Source organism: Thermovenabulum sp. (assembly GCF_049701175.1).
Taxonomy (GTDB): Bacteria; Bacillota; Thermosediminibacteria; order Thermosediminibacterales; family Thermosediminibacteraceae; genus Thermovenabulum.
This window is the reverse complement of record NZ_JBNATW010000017.1, coordinates 1-24,207: the sequence shown is the minus strand read 5'-3', so window position 1 is coordinate 24,207 and position 24,207 is coordinate 1. Positions and strand designations below refer to the sequence as shown.

At 34.5% G+C, this 24,207-nt stretch carries 21 protein-coding genes and 7 tRNA genes; 26 read left to right on the top strand and 2 right to left on the bottom strand.

Annotated features, from left to right (window positions below; all coding sequences use genetic code 11):
• Window positions 1-27 precede the first annotated feature (27 nt).
• Complete coding sequence (locus ACPLVF_RS07135) at window positions 28-252, bottom strand: NifU family protein (protein WP_424907142.1); 225 nt, start codon at window positions 250-252, stop codon at window positions 28-30.
• A 179-nt stretch (window positions 253-431) separates the two neighbouring features.
• On the opposite strand from ACPLVF_RS07135, the gene hisC reads away from it, so the two are divergent.
• From hisC to ACPLVF_RS07005, 26 genes are all read left to right on the top strand, one after another.
• Window positions 432-1,523, top strand: coding sequence for a histidinol-phosphate transaminase (gene hisC / locus ACPLVF_RS07130; RefSeq protein WP_424907141.1), 1,092 nt, complete (start codon window positions 432-434; stop codon window positions 1,521-1,523).
• 49 nt (window positions 1,524-1,572) lie between these two features.
• Window positions 1,573-1,812, top strand: a complete 240-nt coding sequence (locus ACPLVF_RS07125; protein WP_424907167.1) for a small, acid-soluble spore protein, alpha/beta type — start codon at window positions 1,573-1,575, stop codon at window positions 1,810-1,812.
• A gap of 133 nt (window positions 1,813-1,945) precedes the next feature.
• Window positions 1,946-2,021 (top strand) — tRNA-Val (locus ACPLVF_RS07120).
• 6 nt (window positions 2,022-2,027) lie between these two features.
• Window positions 2,028-2,105 (top strand) — tRNA-Asp (locus ACPLVF_RS07115).
• 9 nt (window positions 2,106-2,114) lie between these two features.
• Window positions 2,115-2,190 (top strand) — tRNA-Phe (locus tag ACPLVF_RS07110).
• A 7-nt stretch (window positions 2,191-2,197) separates the two neighbouring features.
• Window positions 2,198-2,272 (top strand) — tRNA-Gly (locus ACPLVF_RS07105).
• 13 nt (window positions 2,273-2,285) lie between these two features.
• Window positions 2,286-2,360 (top strand) — tRNA-Cys (locus ACPLVF_RS07100).
• A 12-nt stretch (window positions 2,361-2,372) separates the two neighbouring features.
• A tRNA-Leu gene (locus ACPLVF_RS07095) sits at window positions 2,373-2,461 on the top strand.
• Between the two features lie 5 nt (window positions 2,462-2,466).
• Window positions 2,467-2,541, top strand: a tRNA-Val gene (locus ACPLVF_RS07090).
• 108 nt (window positions 2,542-2,649) lie between these two features.
• Entirely contained in the window at window positions 2,650-3,525 is an 876-nt protein-coding gene (ytxC, locus tag ACPLVF_RS07085; RefSeq protein ID WP_424907140.1) for a sporulation protein YtxC, read from the top strand.
• 15 nt (window positions 3,526-3,540) lie between these two features.
• Window positions 3,541-4,137: a DUF445 domain-containing protein gene (locus tag ACPLVF_RS07080; protein WP_424907139.1), complete on the top strand. Its 597-nt coding sequence runs from the start codon at window positions 3,541-3,543 to the stop codon at window positions 4,135-4,137.
• Between the two features lie 298 nt (window positions 4,138-4,435).
• Window positions 4,436-6,343: a threonine--tRNA ligase gene (gene thrS / locus ACPLVF_RS07075; RefSeq protein ID WP_424907138.1), complete on the top strand. Its 1,908-nt coding sequence runs from the start codon at window positions 4,436-4,438 to the stop codon at window positions 6,341-6,343.
• A 228-nt stretch (window positions 6,344-6,571) separates the two neighbouring features.
• On the top strand, window positions 6,572-7,114 hold the full coding sequence (gene infC / locus ACPLVF_RS07070; RefSeq protein ID WP_424907137.1) for a translation initiation factor IF-3: 543 nt from the start codon (window positions 6,572-6,574) through the stop codon (window positions 7,112-7,114).
• A gap of 6 nt (window positions 7,115-7,120) precedes the next feature.
• Entirely contained in the window at window positions 7,121-7,318 is a 198-nt protein-coding gene (rpmI, locus tag ACPLVF_RS07065) for a 50S ribosomal protein L35 (protein ID WP_424907136.1), read from the top strand.
• A 25-nt stretch (window positions 7,319-7,343) separates the two neighbouring features.
• Window positions 7,344-7,700, top strand: coding sequence for a 50S ribosomal protein L20 (gene rplT, locus ACPLVF_RS07060; RefSeq protein ID WP_424907135.1), 357 nt, complete (start codon window positions 7,344-7,346; stop codon window positions 7,698-7,700).
• A gap of 46 nt (window positions 7,701-7,746) precedes the next feature.
• Window positions 7,747-9,096: a TrkH family potassium uptake protein gene (locus ACPLVF_RS07055; protein WP_424907134.1), complete on the top strand. Its 1,350-nt coding sequence runs from the start codon at window positions 7,747-7,749 to the stop codon at window positions 9,094-9,096.
• Between the two features lie 30 nt (window positions 9,097-9,126).
• The gene (locus tag ACPLVF_RS07050) at window positions 9,127-9,777 is read left to right on the top strand and encodes a potassium channel family protein (protein WP_424907133.1); all 651 of its coding nucleotides are present in this window, start codon (window positions 9,127-9,129) and stop codon (window positions 9,775-9,777) included.
• Window positions 9,778-9,798: 21 nt separating this feature from the next.
• Window positions 9,799-10,617 carry a 23S rRNA (guanosine(2251)-2'-O)-methyltransferase RlmB gene (gene rlmB, locus ACPLVF_RS07045; RefSeq protein ID WP_424907132.1) on the top strand — a complete coding sequence of 273 codons (819 nt, stop codon included), beginning with the start codon at window positions 9,799-9,801 and terminating at the stop codon, window positions 10,615-10,617.
• 50 nt (window positions 10,618-10,667) lie between these two features.
• Window positions 10,668-10,775: a YqzL family protein gene (locus ACPLVF_RS07040; RefSeq protein ID WP_424907131.1), complete on the top strand. Its 108-nt coding sequence runs from the start codon at window positions 10,668-10,670 to the stop codon at window positions 10,773-10,775.
• A gap of 95 nt (window positions 10,776-10,870) precedes the next feature.
• Window positions 10,871-11,887, top strand: a complete 1,017-nt coding sequence (gene pheS, locus ACPLVF_RS07035; RefSeq protein WP_424907130.1) for a phenylalanine--tRNA ligase subunit alpha — start codon at window positions 10,871-10,873, stop codon at window positions 11,885-11,887.
• 13 nt (window positions 11,888-11,900) lie between these two features.
• Entirely contained in the window at window positions 11,901-14,300 is a 2,400-nt protein-coding gene (gene pheT, locus ACPLVF_RS07030) for a phenylalanine--tRNA ligase subunit beta (protein WP_424907129.1), read from the top strand.
• A 14-nt stretch (window positions 14,301-14,314) separates the two neighbouring features.
• A complete protein-coding gene (locus ACPLVF_RS07025) occupies window positions 14,315-14,590 on the top strand; it encodes a cell division protein ZapA (protein WP_424907128.1) in 276 nt (91 codons plus the stop codon).
• A gap of 4 nt (window positions 14,591-14,594) precedes the next feature.
• Window positions 14,595-16,316 carry a DNA polymerase/3'-5' exonuclease PolX gene (gene polX, locus ACPLVF_RS07020; RefSeq protein WP_424907127.1) on the top strand — a complete coding sequence of 574 codons (1,722 nt, stop codon included), beginning with the start codon at window positions 14,595-14,597 and terminating at the stop codon, window positions 16,314-16,316.
• A complete protein-coding gene (locus ACPLVF_RS07015) occupies window positions 16,313-18,739 on the top strand; it encodes a DUF3656 domain-containing U32 family peptidase (RefSeq protein ID WP_424907126.1) in 2,427 nt (808 codons plus the stop codon). Before polX ends, ACPLVF_RS07015 begins: the two co-directional genes overlap by 4 nt.
• Window positions 18,740-18,754: 15 nt before the next feature.
• A complete protein-coding gene (locus tag ACPLVF_RS07010; protein ID WP_424907125.1) occupies window positions 18,755-21,127 on the top strand; it encodes an endonuclease MutS2 in 2,373 nt (790 codons plus the stop codon).
• Window positions 21,124-21,576 carry a DUF523 domain-containing protein gene (locus ACPLVF_RS07005; protein ID WP_424907124.1) on the top strand — a complete coding sequence of 151 codons (453 nt, stop codon included), beginning with the start codon at window positions 21,124-21,126 and terminating at the stop codon, window positions 21,574-21,576. Before ACPLVF_RS07010 ends, ACPLVF_RS07005 begins: the two co-directional genes overlap by 4 nt.
• 145 nt (window positions 21,577-21,721) lie before the next feature.
• Here ACPLVF_RS07005 and ACPLVF_RS07000 read toward each other — a convergent pair whose 3' ends face one another.
• Entirely contained in the window at window positions 21,722-24,091 is a 2,370-nt protein-coding gene (locus ACPLVF_RS07000) for a transglycosylase domain-containing protein (protein WP_424907123.1), read from the bottom strand.
• Window positions 24,092-24,207: the final 116 nt, after the last annotated feature.

Genomic DNA, 24,207 nt, shown 5'->3' with positions numbered 1-24,207 from the left:
AGTACGGCTTAACCGTACTCCTATAAATTATACTGCTTTAACTTCTTTTACTTCAGGTACTTCCTCTTTTAAAATCTGCTCAATGCCATTTTTTAATGTCATTGTAGAAAAAGGACATCCAAAACAACTGCCTGTGAGCCTAACTTTAACTATTCCTTCCTTTTCATCAACATCAACCAATTCTACATCTCCACCATCAGCCTGCAGTGATGGGCGAATTTTATTTAATACTTCTTGGATCTTTTCTTTCAATGAAATCCCTTCCCTTCATTTATTAAAGTTTTCCAATTTATTATATCAAAGATATTAAATGTAATAAAGAAAAATTATATCTTTATTTATCTTTAATTAGTATTGACTTATAATCATTTTATATGATATAGTAACGCAAAAACAGATGTATAAATATACAAAATAAGGAGGAAATACAATTGGATACTAAATATTTAAGAAAAGAAATATACGAGATTGAACCCTTTTTTGAAGAAAGACCTGATTATTTAATAAAACTTAATGCCAATGAATCCTTTTTTGATGTTCCTGAGGAGATAAAAGAAGAAATCTTCAAAAAGGTAAAATATAAAAACTTTAATTTATACAATGATCCTAGTTGTACCGAGCTTAGAAACTTGTTAGCAGAATACTGTAATATTGATAAAGAGCAGATTTTTGTCGGAAACGGAGCCGATGAGATAATTGCGGATGTAAATTTTGCTTTTGCCGGGCCTGGAAGTGAAGTAATTATTTTTGCGCCTACGTTTCCCAGCTATGAAGCCTTTGCTAAAATTTCTGGTGCTAATGTAATAAAAATTCCTTTGAAAAAAATAAAAATTGGGGATTTTTATAAGTTTGAGATAGATTTAGAGAGGGTTTTACCCAAGATAAAGGAAGATACTAAACAGGTAATGTTTATGTGCCTCCCAAACAATCCTACTGGTGATTATTTAGATGATAAGGCTGTTATGGAAATAATAAAAAATTTTAAGGGTATTATATGCATTGATGAAGCATATTTTGAATTTGGTAAAAGGACATATAAAGACTTAATTTCTAAGTATGAAAACCTTATAATTATTAGAACTATGTCAAAAATATTTTCCATTGCGGGATTAAGAGTAGGTTATGCATTAGGAAACAAGGATGTAATTAGGGAACTCTATAGGGTTAAGTTACCTTTCAATGTGAACCTGTTTTCTCAAATTGCTGCTGCTGAGATATTAAAGCGCAGGGAAAGTTTTTTGATTAAAGCAGAGGAAATTATTAAAGAAAGGGAAAGGTTGTTAAATGAGTTAAAAAAGATAGAAAATATTAAGCTCTATTCTACCTCAACCAATTTTATTTTGCTCGAACTTAATATTGAAGCTAAAAAGGTTTTTGAGGAGCTTAAAAATAAAGGTATATTAGTCAGAATTTATGATGAAGATGTTTTAAAATACTCTCTAAGGGTTTCTGTTGGCAAAAGAGAAGATAATGAGAAATTTTTAAAGGCATTAAAAGAGATTTTAGAAAGGCAAAACGAATAAGTTTGTGTTCTCTGGGGATAATAAGAAAAAATATTTTGGAGGTTTTATGATGGCAAGAAAAAAACCGGTAAACCCAAAATCTAAAGATGAATTGGAAAGCTTAAAGGAAGAAGTAGCAAAGGAACTGAATTTAGATGATGATGTAAAAAGACGGGGTTATGAAAACATGACAACCAGAGAAGTAGGGAAAATTGGAGGTAATATGGTAAAAAAGATGATTAACCTTGCGGAAAAAGTAATGGATGAAAAGGATGGGAAAATAAAAACCGAAAATAAAAATGAAAAATAAATTATTAATATAATAACTAGAAAAAAAGAAAAAAAGAGAGAAAAATAAAAAAAAGAAGGGATATTGTGCGTAATTTACGCAAATTTGATTTTGACACAATAAAGCTTATCAGGTATACTAAGAATTGTCTCGCGGGCGGATAGCTCAGCTGGGAGAGCACATGCCTTACAAGCATGGGGTCACAGGTTCGAGCCCTGTTTCGCCCACCATAACGCGGCCCAGTAGTTCAGTTGGTTTAGAACGCCAGCCTGTCACGCTGGAGGTCGAGGGTTCGAGCCCCTTCTGGGTCGCCATATTTTTGAGCCTTGGTAGCTCAGTCGGTAGAGCAGAGGACTGAAAATCCTCGTGTCGGTGGTTCGATTCCGCCCCAAGGCACCATTTCTACGCGGAAGTGGCTCAGGGGTAGAGCATCGCCTTGCCAAGGCGAGGGTCGCGGGTTCAAATCCCGTCTTCCGCTCCATTTTTTTATTTAAGGCGGCATAGCCAAGTGGTAAGGCAGAGGTCTGCAAAACCTTTATTCCCCAGTTCGAATCTGGGTGCCGCCTCCAAAATTAAATTTAGCCGGGGTGGCGGAACAGGCAGACGCACAGGACTTAAAATCCTGCGGGTAGAAATACCCATACCGGTTCGATTCCGGTCCCCGGCACCAGTTGTGGGCGCTTAGCTCAGTGGGAGAGCACTTCCTTGACGCGGAAGGGGTCGTAAGTTCAATCCTTACAGCGCCCACCATTTTTTTTATATAAATAATTACCTTTTTAAGGAATCACTCCCTTTCTTTTGTCGTATATGCTCTGTAGGCTTGAAATATAATAGTAAAGAGGGAAGGGAGTGGTTACAATGAAATGTTTCTCTATAGGAACATTTCATAACTTATATTTTATTGAAAATGAAATAAATTGTCTTATTGAAGAATTAAAAAAATATGACATAAATATTTTTTTAATAAAAGAAGAGAAAGAATCGTTAAGTTTTTATAAATTGTATTATGAGTTTAATAATGAGGAAGGGAAAATTTTTATAAAAAATAAATTATCTGAAGTAATAAGCGAAATTATTATAGACTTTTGGGAGCCAAAGGTTATTTACGAAATACTTAATAAATTTCATTTCTATTTAAAACCTGAGGATAGGGTGCGCACCTATGAGATTGCTGTCAAAATATTATCGGAAAAAAAAGAACAAACATTGATGATACCCGATTACTTCGAAAGAAAAGAAAAAATAAAGCAAAAGGTAAGGGAATTTATAGAGGACAGCGAAGTATTGATAATCGAAGGTTTTATCAATTTCAGGCTAAAAAGTTATATCGAGGTAATTGAAGATGCTGTTGATAAGGCTGTTGATGAACTTTTGATAGAAAAAGAATATAAAGACTTTATAACATTATTAAAGTTTTTTGTAAAAAATCTTGAGCCTAAGAAGGAAGTTGTAAATTTATTTTTTAAAGGTAAAGAAATTTTGCTGCTTGATGCGGATTTGAAAGATATCAAGGATGCAGAGATTGAAAAATTGTTAGAACAAAACGGAATATTAAGCAAAGATGATATTTTAATAAGCTTGCTGATAAACCTTTCTCCCAAAAAAATAGTCATCCATGGAGAAATATCGGAAGGGAAAAAGGATGTTTTCGATGCTATTTTGAATATTTTCGAAGAAAGGGTTACAATATGTGAAAACTGCATACTTTGCAGTAAAGTTAAACCCAAAAAATAAGGCATGGTGATTATATTGAAAATTTATTTTTTTTTGTTGGCTATGCCCATTATAGGAGGATTTATAGGCTGGATAACTAACATACTGGCTATAAAACTTATTTTTTGGCCTATAGAGCCTTTGAATATTTTTGGATTGAAATTTCAGGGAATTATCCCTAAAAGAAGGTATGAAATAGCAAAAAATATTGGAAATGCTTTAGAAAGTGAAATTTTATCCTTTGAAGAAGTTGCCAAGATATTGTCAAATAGTTCCTTAAAGTATGAAATCCTTGAAAAAATAAAATTTATTATTAACGAACGTATAATTGAAAAGTTACCGTTATTTATTCCCAAAAAAATGGTTTCAAATTTTTTTAATGAGGCCATTGATTACTATGGCCTTCCATTAATTGATGAATTAAAAAGGGATTTAATGAATAAAGCCAGGGAAGAAATAAAAATAGGTAAAATAGTTGAAGAAAAAATAAATTCTTTTGATATTGTAAAATTAGAAAATTTGATAATACAACTTTCAAAAAGGGAATTAAGGCAGATAGAGATTTTGGGCGGTATAATAGGCTTTTTTATTGGCTTTATACAAGCTTTGGTATCATATTTTTTAAAAATGTAATTTGCCCTTGACATTTTTTTGTTATGAATTATTATATAATTAAAACTGAAAAATAGGGCAATGAGGAGAAGAGTAGGCTTGTGATTTCTCCAAGAGAGGGGCGGAATGGTGAAAAAGCCCTGAGAATAGCAAGCTGAAGACCACCTCCGAGCCTTTGGGGAGAGCCCCTTAAAGCGAAAAAGTAAAATTAGGGTGGAACCACGGGAGGAAACCTCTCGTCCCTTCAGGGGACGGGAGGTTTTTTTAATAGTTTAAATTGAAATAGTATAAGTTAAAATTAAAAGGAGAGGGTAGGAATATGGAATTTATAAAAGTAAAGGTGGAAGGAATCGAAATAGAGGTTGAAAAAGGAACGAGCATTTTGGATTTTTTAAAAACATATCTCCCTGATAAGAAAAAGGTTGCTTTGGTAGCAGAAGTTAACGGAATTATAGTGGACTTAAAAACTAAGTTAAATCAGGATTCAGAGGTTAAAATTTTAACTTTTGACGATGAGGAGGGGAAAAAAGCATTTAGGCACTCTACCGCACACGTCTTAGCCCAAGCAGTTAAAAGATTGTTTCCTCAAACAAAACTTGCAATTGGACCAGCAATTGAAGAAGGATTTTACTACGATTTTGATAGAGAGGAAAGTTTTTCTACCGATGATTTTGAAAAAATAGAAAAGGAGATGAAGAAGATAATTGAAGAGGATTTGCCCATTGAAAGGTTTGAAGTCTCAAAAGAAGAAGGTATGGCTCTACTTAAAAAGTTGGATGAGCCTTATAAGATGGAGTTATTAGAAAATTTACCTGAGGATGCTACTATAAGTTTTTATAAACAAGGAGAGTTTATTGATCTTTGTGCAGGTCCCCATTTGCCCTCTACGGGATATATAAAAGCCTTCAAATTGACGAGCCTTGCTGGTGCATATTGGAAGGGCGATGAAAAAAATAAGATGCTTCAGAGGATATATGGAACATCCTTCCCTGAGAACAAACAATTGGAAGGATACCTTATGAGGATTGAAGAAGCTAAAAAAAGAGACCACAGGAAGTTAGGAAGGGAATTGGGTATATTCAGCCTACACGAAGAAGGGCCCGGTTTCCCCTTCTTTCATCCAAAGGGTATGATATTATGGAATCTATTGATTGATTTTTGGAGAAAGGAACACAAAAAAAGAGGGTATCAGGAAATAAAAACCCCGATAATTTTAAACGAAGAACTATGGAGAAGGTCTGGACACTGGGATCACTATAAGGAAAATATGTATTTTACAAAGATTGATGAGAAGGATTACGCTATAAAACCCATGAACTGCCCGGGAGGTATGCTTCTTTATAAAACTGACGTTCACAGCTACAAGGAGCTGCCCTTAAGGCTTGCGGAACTTGGTCTTGTTCACCGCCATGAATTGTCAGGTGTACTTCACGGGCTTTTAAGGGTAAGGTGTTTTACTCAAGATGATGCCCATATTTTCATGATGCCTTCTCAAATTGAAGAGGAGATTTTAGGTGTAATAGACCTTGTAGATTATTTTTATAAAGTCTTTGGTTTTGACTACCATGTAGAACTTTCTACGAGGCCGGAAAATTCAATGGGCCCGGATGAACTTTGGGAAAAGGCTACGAATGCTTTGAAAGGTGCTTTAGACAAGAAGGGACTTTTTTATAAGATCAATGAAGGCGATGGAGCATTTTATGGACCAAAAATTGATTTCCACCTGAAAGACAGCATTGGAAGAACATGGCAGTGTGGCACCATACAGCTTGACTTCATGATGCCAGAGCGCTTCGACCTTACTTATATTGGGCCTGATGGAGAAAAGCATAGGCCTGTAATGATTCACCGTGTTGTTTTTGGAAGTATAGAAAGATTTATTGGTATTTTGATAGAGCATTTTGCAGGAGCATTTCCTGTTTGGCTTTCTCCCGTGCAGGTTAGGATACTGCCTATCAGCGAAAAGTTTATGGGTTATGCAAACCGGATTAAGGAAATACTCGAAGAACATGATATTAGGGTAGAATTGGATGAAAGAAATGAAAAAATAGGGTATAAAATTAGGGAAGCACAGCTTCAAAAAATACCCTATATGGTAATAGTTGGTGAAAAAGAAGAGGCAAACAATACCATATCTTTACGGAGCAGAGAAAAGGGAGATCTTGGAAGCTATACAATTGAAAGGTTTATAAATGAGATTAAGGAAAAAGTAAAAAATAAGCAGTGAAACATTGACATGAAAAAATAGAAATGGTATATTATTTAGCGTGAGTAGTTTATAGGCGTTCAAAGTAGAAGGATTCCACCTTCTCACCTTATGGCGAAAGCCAATAAGGTAAAAGTGCCTAAGGACGCGTAGTTTATTTAATAAATTTTCGTATTTTTAGGCGTCAAGGGACAGGTGGATTAATCCTGTCCTTTAATTTTTATAGTTAAATATTTTTGTTTTTTGGAGGTGAACAATATTACAAAAGAAAAGGATTTAGAAGTCAATCACGAGATTAAAGCAAAAGAGGTAAGGGTTATCGATGTTGACGGGAAACAATTGGGGATAATGCCGCTAAAGGAAGCACTGCGACTTGCGCAGGAAAAGCAATTGGATTTGGTTAAAGTTGCTGCAAATGCAAAACCACCAGTCTGCAAAATAATGGACTACGGCAAATATAAATATGAAATGAGCAAAAAAGAAAAAGAGGCAAGAAAAAATCAGAAGGTTATCAATATCAAAGAAATACGTATGAGCCCAAATATTGAGACTCATGATTTTATGGTAAGGGTTAAAAGTGCTCTTAGATTTTTAGAAGATGGCAATAAGGTAAAGGTCACAATTAAATTTAGAGGAAGAGAAATAGCTCATTCCCAATTAGGTGAAGAAGTCTTAAAGCGGTTTGCTGAAAGCGTAAAAGACAAAGGTGAAGTCGAAAAACCTCCTACTATAGAAGGTAGGAATATGATTATGATGCTTGCACCAAAGCAAAATAATTTGAGCAAGGAGTGAAAACCTATGCCAAAAATAAAGACCCACAGGGGTGCTGCAAAAAGGTTTAGTTTAACAAAAACAGGGAAGATAAAAAGAGCAAAAGCTTATAAGAGCCACCTTCTTACTCATAAATCAAAGAAGAGAAAGAGAAATTTAAGAAAACCCACTTTTGTCAGCAGCGCTGATTATAAGCGTATAAAGAAATTAATTCCCTATAAATAAAATTTAATTCATTGAGGTGATAAAAATGCCAAGGGTTAAAAAAGGTGTAACGGCAAGGAGAAGACATAAAAAGATACTAAAACTTGCAAAAGGCTATTTTGGAGCAAAAAGCAAGAGGTTTAGAATAGCAAATCAAGCAGTAATGAAATCCCTTATGTATTCCTATATCGGTAGGAAGCTAAGAAAAAGGGATTTTAGAAGACTGTGGATTACAAGAATTAATGCAGCAGCAAGGACAAATGGATTATCATACAGTAAATTTATAAATGGTTTGAAAAAAGCAGGCATTCAAATAAACAGAAAAATGTTGGCAGAAATGGCTGTTAATGATCAAAAGGGTTTTACTCAATTAGTAGAAATAGCTAAAGAAAATCTAAAATAAGAAAAGCGGCTTTTAAAGTCGCTTTTTCTCCTTTTTCGGGAGGCGGTTGAAAATTTTAATACTATCACAAAAAGTAAGATTAAAACCTGCACAAGTCTTGGTCTTAGGATTTGCAGCTGTTATATTTACAGGTGCTATTTTACTTTCACTGCCTATTGCAACAAAAAGCGGGAAAAGTGTAGGATTTTTAAATGCACTTTTTACTGCGACCTCTGCAGTATGTGTTACTGGGTTAGTGGTTGTAGACACTTATACGACTTATAGTTTATTTGGGCAGTTAGTAATAATGCTATTAATACAAACAGGTGGCCTTGGTTTCATGACAATGGCTACTTTAATATTTTTCTTGCTTGGGAAAAAAATAACATTAAGGGAAAGACTTGTGATTCAAGAAGCATTAAATCAAATGCATATTTCAGGTGTTGTAAAACTTGCAAAATATGTTATTATTACCGCTGTATTCTTTGAGTTGTGTGGCGCTGCTTTGTTATCTTTAAGATTCATTAAAATTTATGGATTTTTGAAAGGTATTTATTACGGAATATTTCATGCGGTTTCGGCTTTTAACAATGCGGGATTTGATTTAATAGGAAATTTTAGGAGTTTTACGCCTTTCGTTGAGGATCCGCTGATTAATATTGTTGTAATGTGTCTTATAATAATTGGAGGCTTAGGATTTAGCGTTATACATGAAATTTTAACTATAAGGAATTTCTACAAATTGAGCCTCCATTCAAAAATTGTCATAACTATGACTGCGATACTTCTTTTAACAGGTTTTGTAGTATTTTTTCTATTAGAATATACTAATCCAAAAACATTGGGGCCTCTTTCTTTATCAGGAAAGTTTTTGGCCGCAGCTTTTCAATCAGTTACACCGAGGACTGCTGGCTTTAATACTATAAGTTTATCGGACATGACCTTACCGGCAAAACTCTTTACCATTTTTTTGATGTTCATAGGGGCATCTCCCGGTTCAACCGGAGGAGGAGTAAAAACTTCAACCTTTTTTATTGTGGTACTTTTAATATACACCGTTGTTATGAACAAAGAAGAGGTAGAAATTTATTCAAGAAGAATACCTATCGAGAATGTATACAGAGCGATTGTTATTGTAGTAATATCTCTATTATTGGTTTTAACAGTGACCTTTTTACTTACCATCACCGAAAAGGGTCAGGATTTGCTTACGATTATGTACGAAGCGACTTCGGCTTTCGGCACGGTAGGGCTTTCTTTAGGACTTACTCCTAAACTTTCTAACATTGGTAAAGTTTTAATAATTATATTGATGTTTTGCGGCAGGGTAGGCCCGCTGACAATTGCAATGGCTTTGGCAAGTTCGAAAAAACCTGTTTTATATAAATTCCCAGAAGACCGAATACTTGTGGGTTAACCTTTGCTTAAATTTTAGGGAGGATATAATATGAAGCAATTTGTTGTAATAGGATTGGGACGTTTTGGATCGAGTGTTGCTAAAACTTTATACAAGTTGGGCTATGATGTTTTGGGAATTGACAGCAATGAGGAAATAGTTCAGTCGATGGCTGATTCCATTACCCATGCAGTTCAGGCTGATGCTACAGATGAAAACACGATGAAAGCATTGGGAATAAGAAATTTTGATGTGGGGATAGTTAGCATAGGCAATGATATACAGTCCAGCATACTTGTTACTTTAATTCTGAAGGATTTAGGTTTAAAATATGTGGTTGCCAAAGCTAACAACGAGCTTCACGGAAAAGTTCTTTACAAAATTGGCGCAGATAGGGTAGTTTTTCCTGAAAGGGATATGGGGATACGGGTTGCCCATAACTTAGTATCGTCGAATATTTTAGACTATATTGAGCTTTCACCGGATTTTTCCATAGTTGAAATTGAAGCGTTGCCCGAATGGTACAACAAGACTTTAAGGCAGCTGGAAATGCGGATAAAACACGGATTAAACGTGATGGCTATAAAGAGGAATGATGATATCATTGTTTCCCCGGGGGCTGATGACGTAATATTGGAAAAGGATATTTTAGTCGTCGTTGGGAAAAATAAGGATATTGAAAAGATTGAAAAAGCTGTTTAGAAATAATACCGAGGGAATGTTATGTTTGAATTATTGAGCAAGGGGCAAAAAAACAGGATAATCTCTGCATCAAATATGAAAAGCTATCGTGAAAGGCACGGCATATTTGTTGTAGAAGGTTTAAAGTGCGTAAAAGAAGCTGTTAATTCTGATTATAAGATAGAATTGATTGCCGTAGCCGAAAGCTTTATAATAAGGCATGCTTCTTTTTTGGATGAAATAAAAAGCAAAGGTATTGTTATTTACAAGGTAAGCGACATTGATTTTGATAAATTATCCACTACAGAAACCCCGCAGGGGATTATTGCAGTTATAAAAAAAAGGGATAGTAATCTTTCGGAATTGGTGAAAGAAGAAATATTAAAAGGAAACCCCATGTATATTGCGTTGGAAGAGGTAAGAGACCCCGGAAATGTTGGAACAATAATAAGAACCGCTGATGCCGCTGAAGCTCAAGGGGTAATCTTGAGCAAAGGCTGTGCGGACCCTTATAACCCCAAAACTGTTCGTTCAACAATGGGTTCCTTATTTCACGTAAAAATAGTCCAGGTAGATGATTTTATAGATACATTGAAAAAATTGAAAGAAAAAGGTATTAAATTATACACTGCGGATGTTAAGGCGAATAAAAATTATTATGATTTAGATTTGACAATTCCTTTTGCTCTGGTTTTGGGAAATGAATCAAAGGGTATTTCTGAAGAATTAATAAAAATTTCTGATGAGCTTATTAAGATTCCCATGAGCAAGCGTACGGATTCTTTAAATGTAGCTGTTGCTGCAAGTGTTATAGTTTTTGAGGCGGTGAGACAAAGAATAATTCAATTGCCTTGTAAATAGGCCTTTTCTGTGCTATAATAATTGAAAATGAGTGGAAAGGGCGTGAGAAAATGCTCGCCGCCGATTTTTTCTGGAAATTATTTGAAATAACAGGTTCAATTACGGCTTATCTCATATATAAAGAATTAGCCTTGGGACAGTATGGGAAGCTGAAATAAGTAAGTTTCCCCGGGATGACGAAATAACTGAGGCGTAAGTTTGCTTTCGTCCCTTACGGGGCGAAAGCTTTTTTACTAAAAGGGAGGTATTTTAGGTGAAAGAAGAGTTAATTGCATTAAAATCGGAATTGGCAGAATTATTGGAAAGAGTAAATGACCTTGTTGAATTGAACGATTTAAGGGCTAAATTTTTAGGTAAAAAAGGGAAATTGACAGCGATTCTTCGAAGAATGGGAGAATTGCCTCAGGAAGAAAGGCCTTTTCTTGGACAGCTTGCTAACAAGATTAAAGAAGAAATAGAATTTGCCATTGAAGAAAAAAATGAAAAAATAAAGGAAAGGATTAAAAAGGACAGGTTAGAAAAAGAAAAAATTGATGTAACAGTTCCTACAAAAGTAATATTAGGACATAGGCATCCATTGTCGATCGTATTAAATGATATAATAGACTTTTTCTACGGACTTGGTTACGAGGTTGTAGAGGGGCCTGAAGTGGAATGGGATTATTATAACTTTGAAGCATTGAACATACCAAAGGATCATCCTGCAAGAGATTTACAGGATACCTTTTATATCACCGATGAAATTCTTTTAAGGACCCATACTTCACCAGTGCAGATTAGGACCATGGAAAGAAATAAACCTCCAATTAAGGTAATAGTGCCGGGAAGGGTATTCCGTTCGGATGCTGTAGATGCTACCCATTCGCCTGTTTTTCATCAGGTGGAAGGCTTGGTAATAGGCGAAGATATTACTATGGCCGATTTAAAAGGCACATTAACAGCTTTTGCAAAAGCAATTTTTGGTGAAGAAAGAAGAACAAGGTTTAGACCAAGCTTTTTCCCTTTTACAGAACCCAGTGCGGAAATGGATATTTCCTGCATCTCATGCAATGGAAAAGGCTGCCGTTTGTGTTCGTATACGGGATGGATAGAGATATTAGGTTGCGGTATGGTTCATCCTAATGTCATAAAAAATGGAGGATATGATCCTGAAAAATTTTCAGGTTTTGCTTTTGGTATGGGCTTAGAGCGTATCGCTTTATTGAAATACAATATCGACGACATGAGGCTTTTATTTGAGAATGATTTAAGGTTTTTATCACAATTTTAAGGAGGTTAAAAAAATGCTCTTTTCAATGAACTGGGCAAAAGATTTTATCAATATAAAAGATGATGCCGAGTCTATAGCAAAAAAGCTTACAATGGTTGGATTCAATGCAGCATCGGTGGAACATCTCGGTAAAGAGATTAAAGGTGTTTTTATAGGACAAATCTTGGAGATAACAAACCATCCTGAAGCGGACAGATTGCGGATTGCCAAGGTAGATATTAAGGATAGGATATTAACAATAATAACTGCAGCAAAAAATATTAAAAAAGGTGACAAAGTGGTTGTTGCTGTCCCCGGAGCAGAGCTTTTTAATGGAAAGAAGATAGGGAAAATGGAATTTTATGGTGTGGTATCAGAAGGAATGCTTTGTTCAGCATCGGAATTGGGAATGGACGACCATGGACTTCCGGAAGAAATGCGAGAGGGTTTACTTATACTTCCTCAAGATGCTCCGGTGGGAGCTGATTTTAAAGAATATTTTCCCTTAGAAGATAGTGTAATAGAATTTGAATTAACCCCCAATAGGCCCGATTGTTTTAGCATTTTAGGTATTGCAAGGGAAATAGCAGCTGTTTACAATGAAAAATTGGAATATCCTTCAATAAGTTTAAAAGAAGAGGGGAGTGGAGAAATACATAAAAAGATAAAAATTGATATAAAAGATAAGGATTTGTGTTTTCGATATGTGGCAAGAATAATTGAAGATATTAAGGTAGGGCCTTCGCCTTTATGGCTGCAAAGAAGGCTTCAAGCTTGCGGAGTAAGGCCTATTAACAATATAGTGGATGTTACCAATTATGTAATGCTGGAATTGGGACAGCCCCTTCATGCCTTTGATTATGAAAAAATAAAGGGTAGGGAAATTATTGTAAGAAGGGCACAAAAGGGTGAAACGATAAAAACCCTTGATGGAAGATTGAGGGAATTAAATGAAGAAATACTTGTAATAGCTGATAAAGAAAGACCGCTGGCTATTGCGGGCATTATGGGTGGAGAAAATTCGGAGATTAAAGAAAATACAAAAACGGTCTTATTGGAGTCTGCTGTTTTCTACGGTCCAAATATCAGACGCACAGGGCGTACATTAGGGTTGAGGACGGAAGCTTCTGTGAGATTTGAAAAGGGGCTCGACCCCGAAATTGCCCTGTTAGCTTCAGAAAGGGCCTGTGAGTTGATTGAAAAATTAGGGATAGGTAGGGTTGCAAAAGGATATATAGATGTTTATCCAAATCCCCAGGAAAAGGTGCGTTTGAAACTGGATTACGATAAAATAAATAAATTGTTAGGTACGAATATTCCTTTGGAAAAAATGATTGAAATTTTAGTAAAGCTTAACTTTAAAGTTGAAAAAAATGATGAAATATATGTTGAAGCTCCTTCATACAGAAAGGATATTACTTGCACAGCAGATATTGCTGAAGAGATAGCAAGGGTTTACGGCTACGACAATATCCCTTCGAGTTTGCCTTCTAATATATCGACGATTGGCAAAATAAAAAAGTTTCATAGGTTAAAATCAAAAATAGAGAACATCCTTATATGCAATGGGTTCTCAGAAGTATACAATTATTCCATAATAAACCCCAAAATGATGGATATGGTCAAAGCACCTGAAGAACATGAACATAAAAGATTGATATCAATAATTAATCCTTTATCAGAGGAAATGAGCGTTTTAAGGACAACACTAATTCCTGGCATTGTTGATGTAGTGAAATATAATATCAATCAAAAAATAGATGAGGTAAAGGTTTTTGAGATTGGTAAAACATACCATCCCAAATCATTGCCTTTAAAAGAATTGCCTGTCGAAAAAACGAGGATTGCCTTGGGTTTATACGGAAAGGATTATGACTTTTATGAAATCAAAAGAGTTTTAGAGACAGTATTCTTTGCATTAAGGGTAAAGGATGCAAAGTTCAAAAAGACGGAATATTATGCCTTGCATCCGGGAAGGAGTGCCGCTTTCTATATTGATGACGATTTAATTGGAGTAGTGGGAGAACTACACCATGATGTAGCGGAAAATTATTGTTTGGAAGGAAAAAGGATTTATGTTGCCGAAATTGATTTTGACCTTTTAATAGAAAAATCTGATGAAGTGATCCAATATACTCCCTTGCCCAAATTCCCACCTGCTGAAAGGGATTTAGCCTTTGTACTTGACGATGATGTACCAGTGGCAGAGGTAATTGAAGCAATTAAGGAAGTCAGCCGACCTCTTCTGGAAAGGATAGAGCTTTTTGATATATATAAAGGTGAAAAAATACCTGCAGGGAAAAAGAGTGTAGCTTTTTCTCTGACATTCCGCTCTTATGAAAGGACTCTAAAGGATGAAGAAGTAAATGAATTACAGGAAAAGATAATAAGTATTGTTGAAGAAAGATTCGGCGGCAAGTTGAGAGAAAGCTGAGCGGAGGGGAAATAATGCGAAAACTTCCTGAAAACAATAATAGGGTAAAGGTAAGAATAAATGGTGAAGACTATTTTTTAAAAGGCTCAGCTTCTCAGGAATATATTAAAAAAGTAGCCTCTTATGTTGACGAGAAAATCAGATTACTTTCAAAACTTCATCCCGAATTAGGGAGAGTGGATTTAGCTGTTTTGACTGCACTGCAAATTGCTGATGAATATTTTACTTTGAAAGCAGAATATGAAGAATTTTTAAGATTATTTGATGAGGAAAAGAAGGATAAGAGGTAGGCATATGAGAAATTTTGAGATTGCAGGTATTTTCTTAAAAATCTCTGAATTGCTGGAAATTAAAGGAGAAAGCGTATTTAAAGTACGGGCCTACAAAAAGGCGGCAGAATCCATAGCGGGCCTAAAAGTTGAGCTAAAGGATTTAGTAGAAATGGGCTATTCTCTCAATGAAATTGAAGGGATAGGACATGCTATTGAAGGTAAAATAAAGGAAATATTAACAACTGGTACCTGTGAATTTTATGAGAGGCTAAAAAGGGAAATTCCCGAAGGGCTTTTGGAGATGCTTAAAATACCGGGGCTTGGTGCAAAAAAGGTAAAAACTATTTACAGTGAACTTAATATTGATTCTATTGAAGAATTAGAAAAAGCAGCAAAAGAAAAGAAATTGCGAAGTCTAAAAGGATTTGGTGTAAAAACCGAACAGGCGGTACTAAAAGGAATTTCTATGCTTAAAGGTAGTTTTGGGAAAATTTTATTATCAACAGCACAGTATTTAACAGAAGAACTGCGCGAATTTGTAAAATCCTCTAATTTAAATATTAAAATGGAATTTGCTGGTGAAATACGGAGAAGAGTTGAGCTGATTGAAAAGATAATAGCAATTGTTGCCTGCAGCGAAAAGGATAAAAAAGAAGTGGTTTCTGTTCTGTTAAAATTTCCTCGTATAAGTAAAATATTAAAAGTTGATGAAGATAAGATTGAGGTTTTTCTTGACCTTGGGGTACTTTTAGAGGTACGTATTGTTGAAGAAAAATCCTTTTTCACTTCCCTTTTTGTAAACACTGGTAGCGAAAAACATTTGGCTCAATTAAACAAAATTGCTGAATCTCAAGGTTTACAAATTGCAGAAAATCTTATCATAATTAAAGGAGAAAACTACTATCCCAATTCCGAAGAGGAAATTTACCAGAAAATAGGAATCCCATATATCATCCCTGAACTTCGTGAAGGCAGAGGTGAGGTAGAAAAGGCTTTGGAAAATGACCTACCTGAAGTAATATCTCTTAAAGATATAAAAGGCGACCTTCACATGCATACCGATTGGAGCGATGGTATAAATACTATAGAAGAAATGGCTAAAAAAGCAATGGATCTCGGTTATGAATACATTGCTATTACCGACCATTCAAAGTCGTTAAAAATAGCAAATGGATTGAGTGTAGAAAGATTAAAAGAACAAATATATTATATTAAAAATTTAAATGAAAAGTTTAATAATTTTGATATTTTAACAGGAATCGAAGTTGATATTCTATCCGACGAAGTATTAGACTTTGACGATGAGGTTTTAAAAGATTTGGATATAGTAGTAGCTTCAATACACACGGGATTTAAACAGGACAGGGAAAAATTAACAAGAAGAATTTTAAAAGCCATGGAAAATCCATATGTTAAAATTATTGGGCACCCCACTGGCAGATTATTAGGCAAGAGAGAAGGGTATGAAATCGATATAGACAGGATAATAGAAAAGGCATTAGAAACAAAAACTGCTCTTGAAATAAACTCTTCTCCCGATCGTTTAGATCTTACAGATGTTTATGCTAAAAAAGCCAAGGAGAAGGGCGTAAAGATTGTAATAAACACCGATGCCCATGAAAGTGGAGCTTTAGAGGATATTAAAAACGGTATTTTTGTAGCAAGGCGAGCATGGCTTGAGAAAAAGGATGTATTGAATACACGCAGTTTAAAAGAATTATTAATGGAGTTGAAAAAAGCATGAAAAAACCTGAACTTTTGGCTCCTGCAGGAAGTTTTGATGCCTTAAGGGCTGCTGTTGAAAACGGTGCAGATGCGGTGTATTTAGGCGGTAAAGAATTTAACGCCCGTCGCTCTGCATCAAATTTTTCCCGCGAAGAATTGAAAGAGGCTGTAGAGTATGCCCATTTAAAGGGTGTAAATGTTTATGTTACTGTCAATATACTGATTTCCGATGAAGAATTTTACGAAGCAGGAGATTTTATAAATTTTCTAAATTCTATAGGGGTGGATGGAATAATTGTTCAAGACTTAGGGCTGGGATGTTTTATAAAAAAACATTTTCCTGATTTAGAAGTTCATGCAAGTACACAAACGACTACACACAGTTTGGAAGGAGTTAAACTTTTAGAAAAATTAAATTTTGACAGGGTAGTTCTTGCAAGAGAATTAAGTTTAGAAGAGATAGAGTATATAAAGAAAAATACAAAATTAAAAATAGAAACCTTTATTCATGGAGCCCTGTGTTTTTGCTATTCTGGACAGTGCTTAATGAGTAGTTTTATAGGAGCAAGGAGTGGCAATAGGGGTCAGTGCGCACAGCCCTGCAGGCTACCCTATTTTTTATTGGATGAAAAAGGCAATAAGATAACATCTAAACTGCATCTCATGAGCACAAGGGATCTTAATCTAATAGATAAAATACCCCTTTTAATTAATGCTGGGATAGATTCCTTTAAGATAGAGGGTAGACTAAAGCGCCCCGAATATGTGGCTGTAGTTACATCAATATACAGGAAGGTAATAGATAGATTCATCGAGCATCCAGATAAATTCGACATAACTGAAGAAGAATACAAAAAGCTTTTGCAGATTTTCAACCGAAGCTTTACAACAGGCTATTATTTCGGCAATCCCGGTAAGGATTTAATGAGTGTGGATTGTCCGAGAAATAAAGGTATTATTTTAGGAAAAGTTGTAGGTTTTAATCCCCAAAACAGTATGACGAAGATTTTACTTAAAGAAAAGCTTCAGGTGGGAGATGGTATTGATATAAGGGATGAAGAAGGGTTTGGTTATGTTATCACAGAGTTTTATGTAAGCGGCAAAAAAAGGTTTGAAGCAAACCCTGGGGATATTATTGAAATTAAAACAAAAGGAAGAATAAAGGAAGGTACCCTTGTTTATAAAACATCAGATGCAAAATTGTTGGAGGAGGCGAAAAAATCTTACGAAGAAGATGAGTTAAGCAAAAAAATACCCATTAGTGTAAAACTTAGTGCAAAGCTTGGAGAAAAATTAAAAATTTATGTTGAAGATTTGGATAATAATAGGGTGTTTTTAGAATCAGAATATATAGTAAAAAAAGCCCAAAAACATCCAATTTCTGTAGAAGAAATAAAAGAAAAATTTTCTCGACTCGGGAATACGGTATTTTATCTAAAAGACCTTCAAACAGATTTAGATGATAATGTAATAATACCATATAGTGTTTTAAATGATTTAAGGCAAGAAGCGGTCAAAAGGCTTAAAGAAATGAGAATAGAAAAATTTAAAAATAAAAGAATAATTGGTGATTATAAATCTTCTATTTTAAGAAAATTGGATGAAAGCAAGAGCAAAGATTTAAATCAATTCGAAAGAATGAAGCTTACTTTAAGGGTAGACAATTTGGAAGGTTTAAAAAAAGGGATAATTTATGCAGACGAAGTTTATTTTGGCGGAGAAAATTTTTCCGAAACCCTAAAAGAATTTAAAAAAGCATTGGAAATAACAAAAAATGAAAGTAAAAAATTTTATTTAGCTCTGCCACAAATAACTAAACAAAACGACATTCAAGAGATTTCTAAATATTTAGATGAATCTATACTCCTTGAAATAGATGGGGTTTTAACAGGAAACAATGGTCTTTTAAACTTTTTTTTGGAAAAGAACGTTAATTGTATTGCAGACTTTTCATTAAATGTATTTAATAGTTTCAGCATTGAAGTTCTCAAAAAATTAGGCGTGAAAAGGGTTGTTCTATCCTTAGAGCTTTCGCTAAAAATGATAGAAAAGCTTCAATCGGATATAGAGTTAGAAGGAATTGTTCACGGCTTTCTGCCTTTAATTGTAAGCGAACATAATATTATTAAATCGAATACGGGAAAAGACTTAAAAGAAGCTTTCCTTAAGGACCGCTTAGGCAAAGAATTTCGCATTTTTGTTGATGAAAAGGGAAGAACCCATATTTATAATTGCTATGAAATTTGTATGATAAATTTCATTGAAGCTTTAAAAAAGGCAAATATAAGATACGGTCAGCTCTACTTGATAGGAAGGACTCCGGAGGAAATAGAAAAAATAGCAAAAGCCTATTATTTAAGCGTATTAGGAAAAGAGAAAATAAATGAAAAAGAAATTGCCAATTTTTATACCTTTGGCCACTATTTTAGAGGAGTAAAGTAAAAAGGGTGATCTTTCTTGAATAAAAAGGTGCAGGCAAAATTGGAATTTGATAAAGTTAAAAAAATTCTTAGCGAATATGCAATATCGGATATAACGAAAGAAAGGATTATTAATTTAGAACCTTCTTTGGATTTATTTTTAATAAAAAAATTTCAAAAAGAAACTTCTGAGGGCGTGGCCTTACTAAAAAGAGGTTTTTGCTTACCTATCGACTGCGTTCCTGATATATCTCATTCGTTGAAAAGAGCGAAGTTTGGTGCAGTTTTGACTAATAAAGAACTTTTAGAGATTGCTCAGATAATGAAAACATCGAGGATAATAAAGAAAACGTGGGAAGAGTGGAAAATAGATAAACTTGAAATTATTGGAAGTTTAATAGGAGGGCTTCATAATTTTTATTCATTGGAAGAAAAAATATTTAAATCAATTATCAGTGAAGATGAAATTGCCGACAATGCAAGTCCCGAACTTTCATCAATTAGGAAAGAAAAGAAAACATTATTTGCTCGTATAAGGGAAAAACTTGAGTCAATAATTTCTTCTCCATCTTTTCAAAAATTTTTGCAGGACCCAATTGTTACAATACGTCAGGGACGTTATGTTATACCGATAAAGCAGGAATTTAAAAGTAATGTTCCTGGTATTGTTCACGATCAGTCGTCAAGTGGAGCCACCCTTTATATAGAACCTTTACCAGTGTTGGAATTGAATAATGAATTGAAAAGGGTAGAAATTGAAGAAAAAAAGGAAGAGGAAAGGATATTAAAAGAATTTACTAAAAAAATTGTGGAACATCACGATTATATCAAAAAAAGTTTTGAAATAATTTTGGAATTGGATTTTATTTTGTCAAAAGCAAAATACAGTATTGATATCAAAGGAATTGAGCCAAGGTTCAATGAAAGAGGTTATATAAATATTAAAAAAGGCAGGCATCCATTGTTAATACAAAAAGGGGAAGTAGTTCCAATTGATCTATATTTAGGAGAAAAATTTCATGTTTTGGTTATAACTGGGCCAAACACAGGAGGTAAAACAGTTACCCTAAAAACCGTTGGCCTTTTTGCTATTATGGCTCAATCAGGACTTCATCTTCCTGCTGAAGAAGGAACAGAGTTTACGGTCTTCAATGAAGTGTTTGCTGATATAGGTGATGAACAGAGTATCGAACAGTCTTTAAGCACTTTTTCCTCTCATATGAAAAATGTTGTAGAAATTATTGAAAAAGCTGATGAAAAAAGCCTTGTATTGCTTGATGAATTGGGAGCAGGTACTGACCCTGCTGAAGGTGCTGCTCTTGCTATGGCAATATTAAATTACTTTTATGATAAAGGAATAAGAACAATAGCGACAACTCATTACAGCGAACTCAAGACTTTTGCTTTCTCTAAGGACGGAATGGAAAATGCCAGCGTAGAATTTGATGTAGAAACCTTAAGTCCTACCTATAAGCTGACAATAGGAATACCTGGAAAAAGCAATGCTTTTGAAATTGCAAAGCGACTTGGATTAAAAAGTGAGATATTGGAAATTGCTAAAGGGTTCTTAAACAAAGAAAACTTTGAATTAGAAAGTCTTTTAAAAAGTTTAGAAGAGGAAAAGAAAAAATTAAGTGAAGAGTTAAAGAAGCTAAGGGAAGTAAAGGAAAATTATGAAAAAAAATTAATTTCTTTAGAAGATGCCAAGGAAAAACTTATTGCTAAGGAAGAAAAAATCATTGAAAGAGCGAAAGAAAAGGCAAAAAGTATTCTTGAAAAAGCTCAAAAAGAAGCTGATGATATTATTGAACAACTAAAAAAGGTAGAAATCCAGAATACACAGGAAAATAAGGATCGAATTATTGAATTGGCGAGAAGAAGATTAAGGGAGAATTTAGAAGAGTTTAAAGAAGAAAAACCGCTTATAAAAAAGGCCAAAAAGATTCTAAAAGGTGAAAATTTAAAACCTGGAGATAAAGTTTTTGTGGATGGTTTAAATCAGGAAGGTTACATTGTAAGTATTAATGAAAAAGACAAAGAGGCTTTAGTTTCTATTGGGATTATGAAAATCAACTTGCCTTTGAACAGTTTGGAGAAGATAGAAGATAAAGCAGAAGAGAAAATAGAATTAAATTATTCTAATATAGGCATTGAGAAAGTCAAAGGTATTGAAAGCAAGATTGATTTAAGAGGACTTACATTGGATGAAGCAATTTTGAAAGTGGAAAAATATTTGGACGATGCTCAAGTGGCAGGACTTTCAAGTGTAATGATTATTCACGGAAAAGGAACAGGTGTTTTAAGAAAGGGTATACAAGACTTATTAAAGAAAAGGTCTGATATAAAAACCTTTAGGCCGGGAAATTATAATGAGGGTGGAATTGGAGTCACGGTGGTGGAATTCAAATGATTATAATTAGTTCCTGCCTTTTGGGTTTAAATACAAAGTACAACGGTAAAAGCAACTTTAATGAAAAATTTTTAAAACTTTTAAAAGACAAAATAGCTATTCCCTTTTGTCCTGAACAAGCAGGAGGTCTTTCAACTCCAAGAAGCCCTGCTGAAATTCAAGGCGGAGACGGATTTGATGTTTTAATGGGAAAGGCGAGGGTTATTACAAAGGATGGAGAAGATGTTACGGAGAAATACATTAAAGGAGCAGAGGAAGCCTTAAAATTGGCAAGGATTTATGGTATAGAAAAAGCGGTGTTAAAATCAAAAAGCCCTTCATGTGGATGTGGGAAAATTTACGACGGCACCTTTTCAAATAAATTAGTAAATGGTGTCGGGGTTACAACTGCATTATTTTTAAAAAATGGTATTGAAGTTATCTGTTCAGATGAATTTTTAAATAAATGATTAAAATGTGATTGATAAAAAACAAAAAATGAAAAAAGCTAAACAATAAAAAAGCTAAACAATAAAAAAGCCCCCTCTAAGATTATAGTAATTTTTTAGGTATTCAAGGGGGCTTTTTATTTTTAAGAGCTAAAGACAGAATAAATTAATTTGTTGGTTGTGTATTTGAACCATTATTGTTATTTGGTAAGTTATCTAAATTATTTTCTGTGTTATTTTCTGTATTATTTTCTGTTGGAATATCAGAGTCAAGTTCACCTTCTACAGGAGTTTGATTAACATGTTTTGAATGAATTGGGCAAAACTCAGATGGTGCCTGATATTTAACATCTAAAGGTATTTTACCTTCCTTAGAAGGTGTAAAAGGTGGACGTTTAATAAAAATTTTGTTTTTCACAAGCTCAGGTGGACAGTTTGGAGTTGCCAGCAATCCATTAGTAGAATCTATTTGAAGCTCTACATGGACATCGCAATATTCTGTTGGTTCCGTTCCCTTTATAAAGTATTGTTCTACTACCCTCGAGCCTCTTGGGTCCTTGTAGCAAAGTTCTGTTGGAAGTTTTCCCGAATCCATACAAACAGGAATAGGTCCTACGATGTTGTCAGGTCGATCAAAATCTTTATAGGGTAGGTTTTTATGGGCCTCTTTCATTACTTGCATCCATATACTAACAGGTTGGTTTCCACTAGAAACTCCCTTCATGAATACAGGTTCATCATGTCCAATCCATACCGCTCCAACGTAATAGGGTGTATATCCGACAAACCATACATCCTTATTATCAGATGTTGTACCAGTTTTACCTCTAACAGGATATGGAAAACTGGCAAGCCTTCTTGCTGTTCCTTCTGGGTCGTAAATAGGACCCTTTAATAAATTAGTCATTATAAAGGCTGTTTGAGGGCTTACGGCAACCCATTTTTGAGGTTTTTCTTCGAATAACGTTCTACCGTTTTTATCTAAAACTTTGAGCACAGCAATTGGTTCTATATGAACTCCTTGATTTGCTAAGGTTTGATAAGCAGAAGCGAGTTCTAAAGGAGTAACTCCTTTTGTGAGTCCCCCTAAAGCTATTGCAAGTTGCCTATCGTTTTTGTTTCCCTTTAGCACTAAATCTTTTATTCCTAATTTTTTTGCATATTCAATTCCTCTGTCTATTCCTACTGAATCAAGCACTTTTACCGCAACGACATTAACAGACCGTGCTATAGCCTTCCACAGAGGGGTCAAGCCCCTATAATCACCAGAAAAATTCTGAGGTGACCAGGTACCGCTGCCGCTCGGGTAAAATACCGGAGAGTCATCGATAACACTTGCAGCAGTAAACCCCGAATCGATAGCTGCTGTGTAAACTACTATGGGTTTAAAAGCAGAGCCAGGCTGCCTATATGATTGGTATGCCCTGTTTAACCCCAATTTTTGATAATGCTCTCTTCCACCAACCAAAGCCTTAATCTCTCCAGTATTCACATCAAGTACAACTACCGCGCCTTGAGGTTGGGGAATGCCATTTTTATCTTTAATGGTATATGGGAAATTTGCAGGATTTGATAAAGCTTTTTCTGCAGCTTCCTGAATTTTAATATCAATTGTTGTATAAATCTTAAGGCCACCATTATATATTCTGTCAAAAGCTTCATCTTCTGATATTCCTAAGGTCTCCTGAAGTTTTTTAGCTGTTTCTTGTATCACATAATCTGTAAAATAGGGAGCTTTATAACTTGCTTTTGGAGCATTCAAACCTACTAAAGTGATCTTTTCTTTTTTTGCTTGTTGGGCTTCTTCTTTTGTGATATAACCCAGTTCTGCCATTTTATCCAGAATTAATTCCTGGCGTTCTTTTGCATTTTCAAAATTTAGGTAAGGCGAAAAATATTGGGGGCCTTTTGGAACAGCTGCAAGCATTGCGCATTCAGCTAAGGTTAAATCTTTTACACTTTTACCAAAAAAGGTTTGTGCAGCTGCTTCAACTCCATAAGCAGAATGGCCGAAATAAATTTGGTTTAAGTAAAACTCAAGTATTTGATTTTTTGTATAGTGCCTTTCTAACTGAATTGCAAGCCATGCTTCTTGAATTTTTCTTTTTAAAGATTTTTCTTGTGTAAGAAAAGCATTTTTAACTAATTGTTGAGTTATTGTACTTGCCCCTCTATGATAACCACCTTTTAATATGTCCGTAATTAAAGAGCCAATAATAGAACGTATATTTATTCCTTTATGAGAATAAAAATACTGGTCCTCAATGGCTATAAAAGCATTTTTCAAATTGTCTGGAATTTCTTCTAAAGGAACGGGTATCCTATTTTGCTCACCGTGAAGTTCGGAAACTACGTTTCCTTCTTCGTCTAAAACAAAAGAGGTTTCACTGGGTTTTAATTTTTTGGGGTCAAAAGGTGGAGCAGTCTTTATATATGAAAATACTAAACCCATGGCTACTCCGGAAGCTGCAATGAAAAAAAATAATAATATTAATGCAAGCCCTCTAATAAAATTTCTTTTTTTCTTTCTTGTCATAAAATCCCCCTTTCTATAATTTTTATTATACCATAGTTGTCAAAAATAAAATGAATCAAATAAGATAGTGTAAAATATTTTTAGGTCAAAAAGGAGGAAAAAGCAGAAAAAATGTA

Coding starts and splice junctions, on each gene's coding strand:
- ACPLVF_RS07125 (WP_424907167.1), top strand. CDS start 1,573: ATGGCAAGAAAAAAACCGGTAAACCCAAAATCTAAAGATGAATTGGAA.
- ytxC (WP_424907140.1), top strand. CDS start 2,650: ATGAAATGTTTCTCTATAGGAACATTTCATAACTTATATTTTATTGAA.
- thrS (WP_424907138.1), top strand. CDS start 4,436: ATGGAATTTATAAAAGTAAAGGTGGAAGGAATCGAAATAGAGGTTGAA.
- rpmI (WP_424907136.1), top strand. CDS start 7,121: ATGCCAAAAATAAAGACCCACAGGGGTGCTGCAAAAAGGTTTAGTTTA.
- rplT (WP_424907135.1), top strand. CDS start 7,344: ATGCCAAGGGTTAAAAAAGGTGTAACGGCAAGGAGAAGACATAAAAAG.
- ACPLVF_RS07050 (WP_424907133.1), top strand. CDS start 9,127: ATGAAGCAATTTGTTGTAATAGGATTGGGACGTTTTGGATCGAGTGTT.
- rlmB (WP_424907132.1), top strand. CDS start 9,799: ATGTTTGAATTATTGAGCAAGGGGCAAAAAAACAGGATAATCTCTGCA.
- ACPLVF_RS07040 (WP_424907131.1), top strand. CDS start 10,668: ATGCTCGCCGCCGATTTTTTCTGGAAATTATTTGAAATAACAGGTTCA.
- pheT (WP_424907129.1), top strand. CDS start 11,901: ATGCTCTTTTCAATGAACTGGGCAAAAGATTTTATCAATATAAAAGAT.
- ACPLVF_RS07025 (WP_424907128.1), top strand. CDS start 14,315: ATGCGAAAACTTCCTGAAAACAATAATAGGGTAAAGGTAAGAATAAAT.
- polX (WP_424907127.1), top strand. CDS start 14,595: ATGAGAAATTTTGAGATTGCAGGTATTTTCTTAAAAATCTCTGAATTG.
- ACPLVF_RS07015 (WP_424907126.1), top strand. CDS start 16,313: ATGAAAAAACCTGAACTTTTGGCTCCTGCAGGAAGTTTTGATGCCTTA.
- ACPLVF_RS07005 (WP_424907124.1), top strand. CDS start 21,124: ATGATTATAATTAGTTCCTGCCTTTTGGGTTTAAATACAAAGTACAAC.
- ACPLVF_RS07000 (WP_424907123.1), bottom strand. CDS start 24,091: ATGACAAGAAAGAAAAAAAGAAATTTTATTAGAGGGCTTGCATTAATA.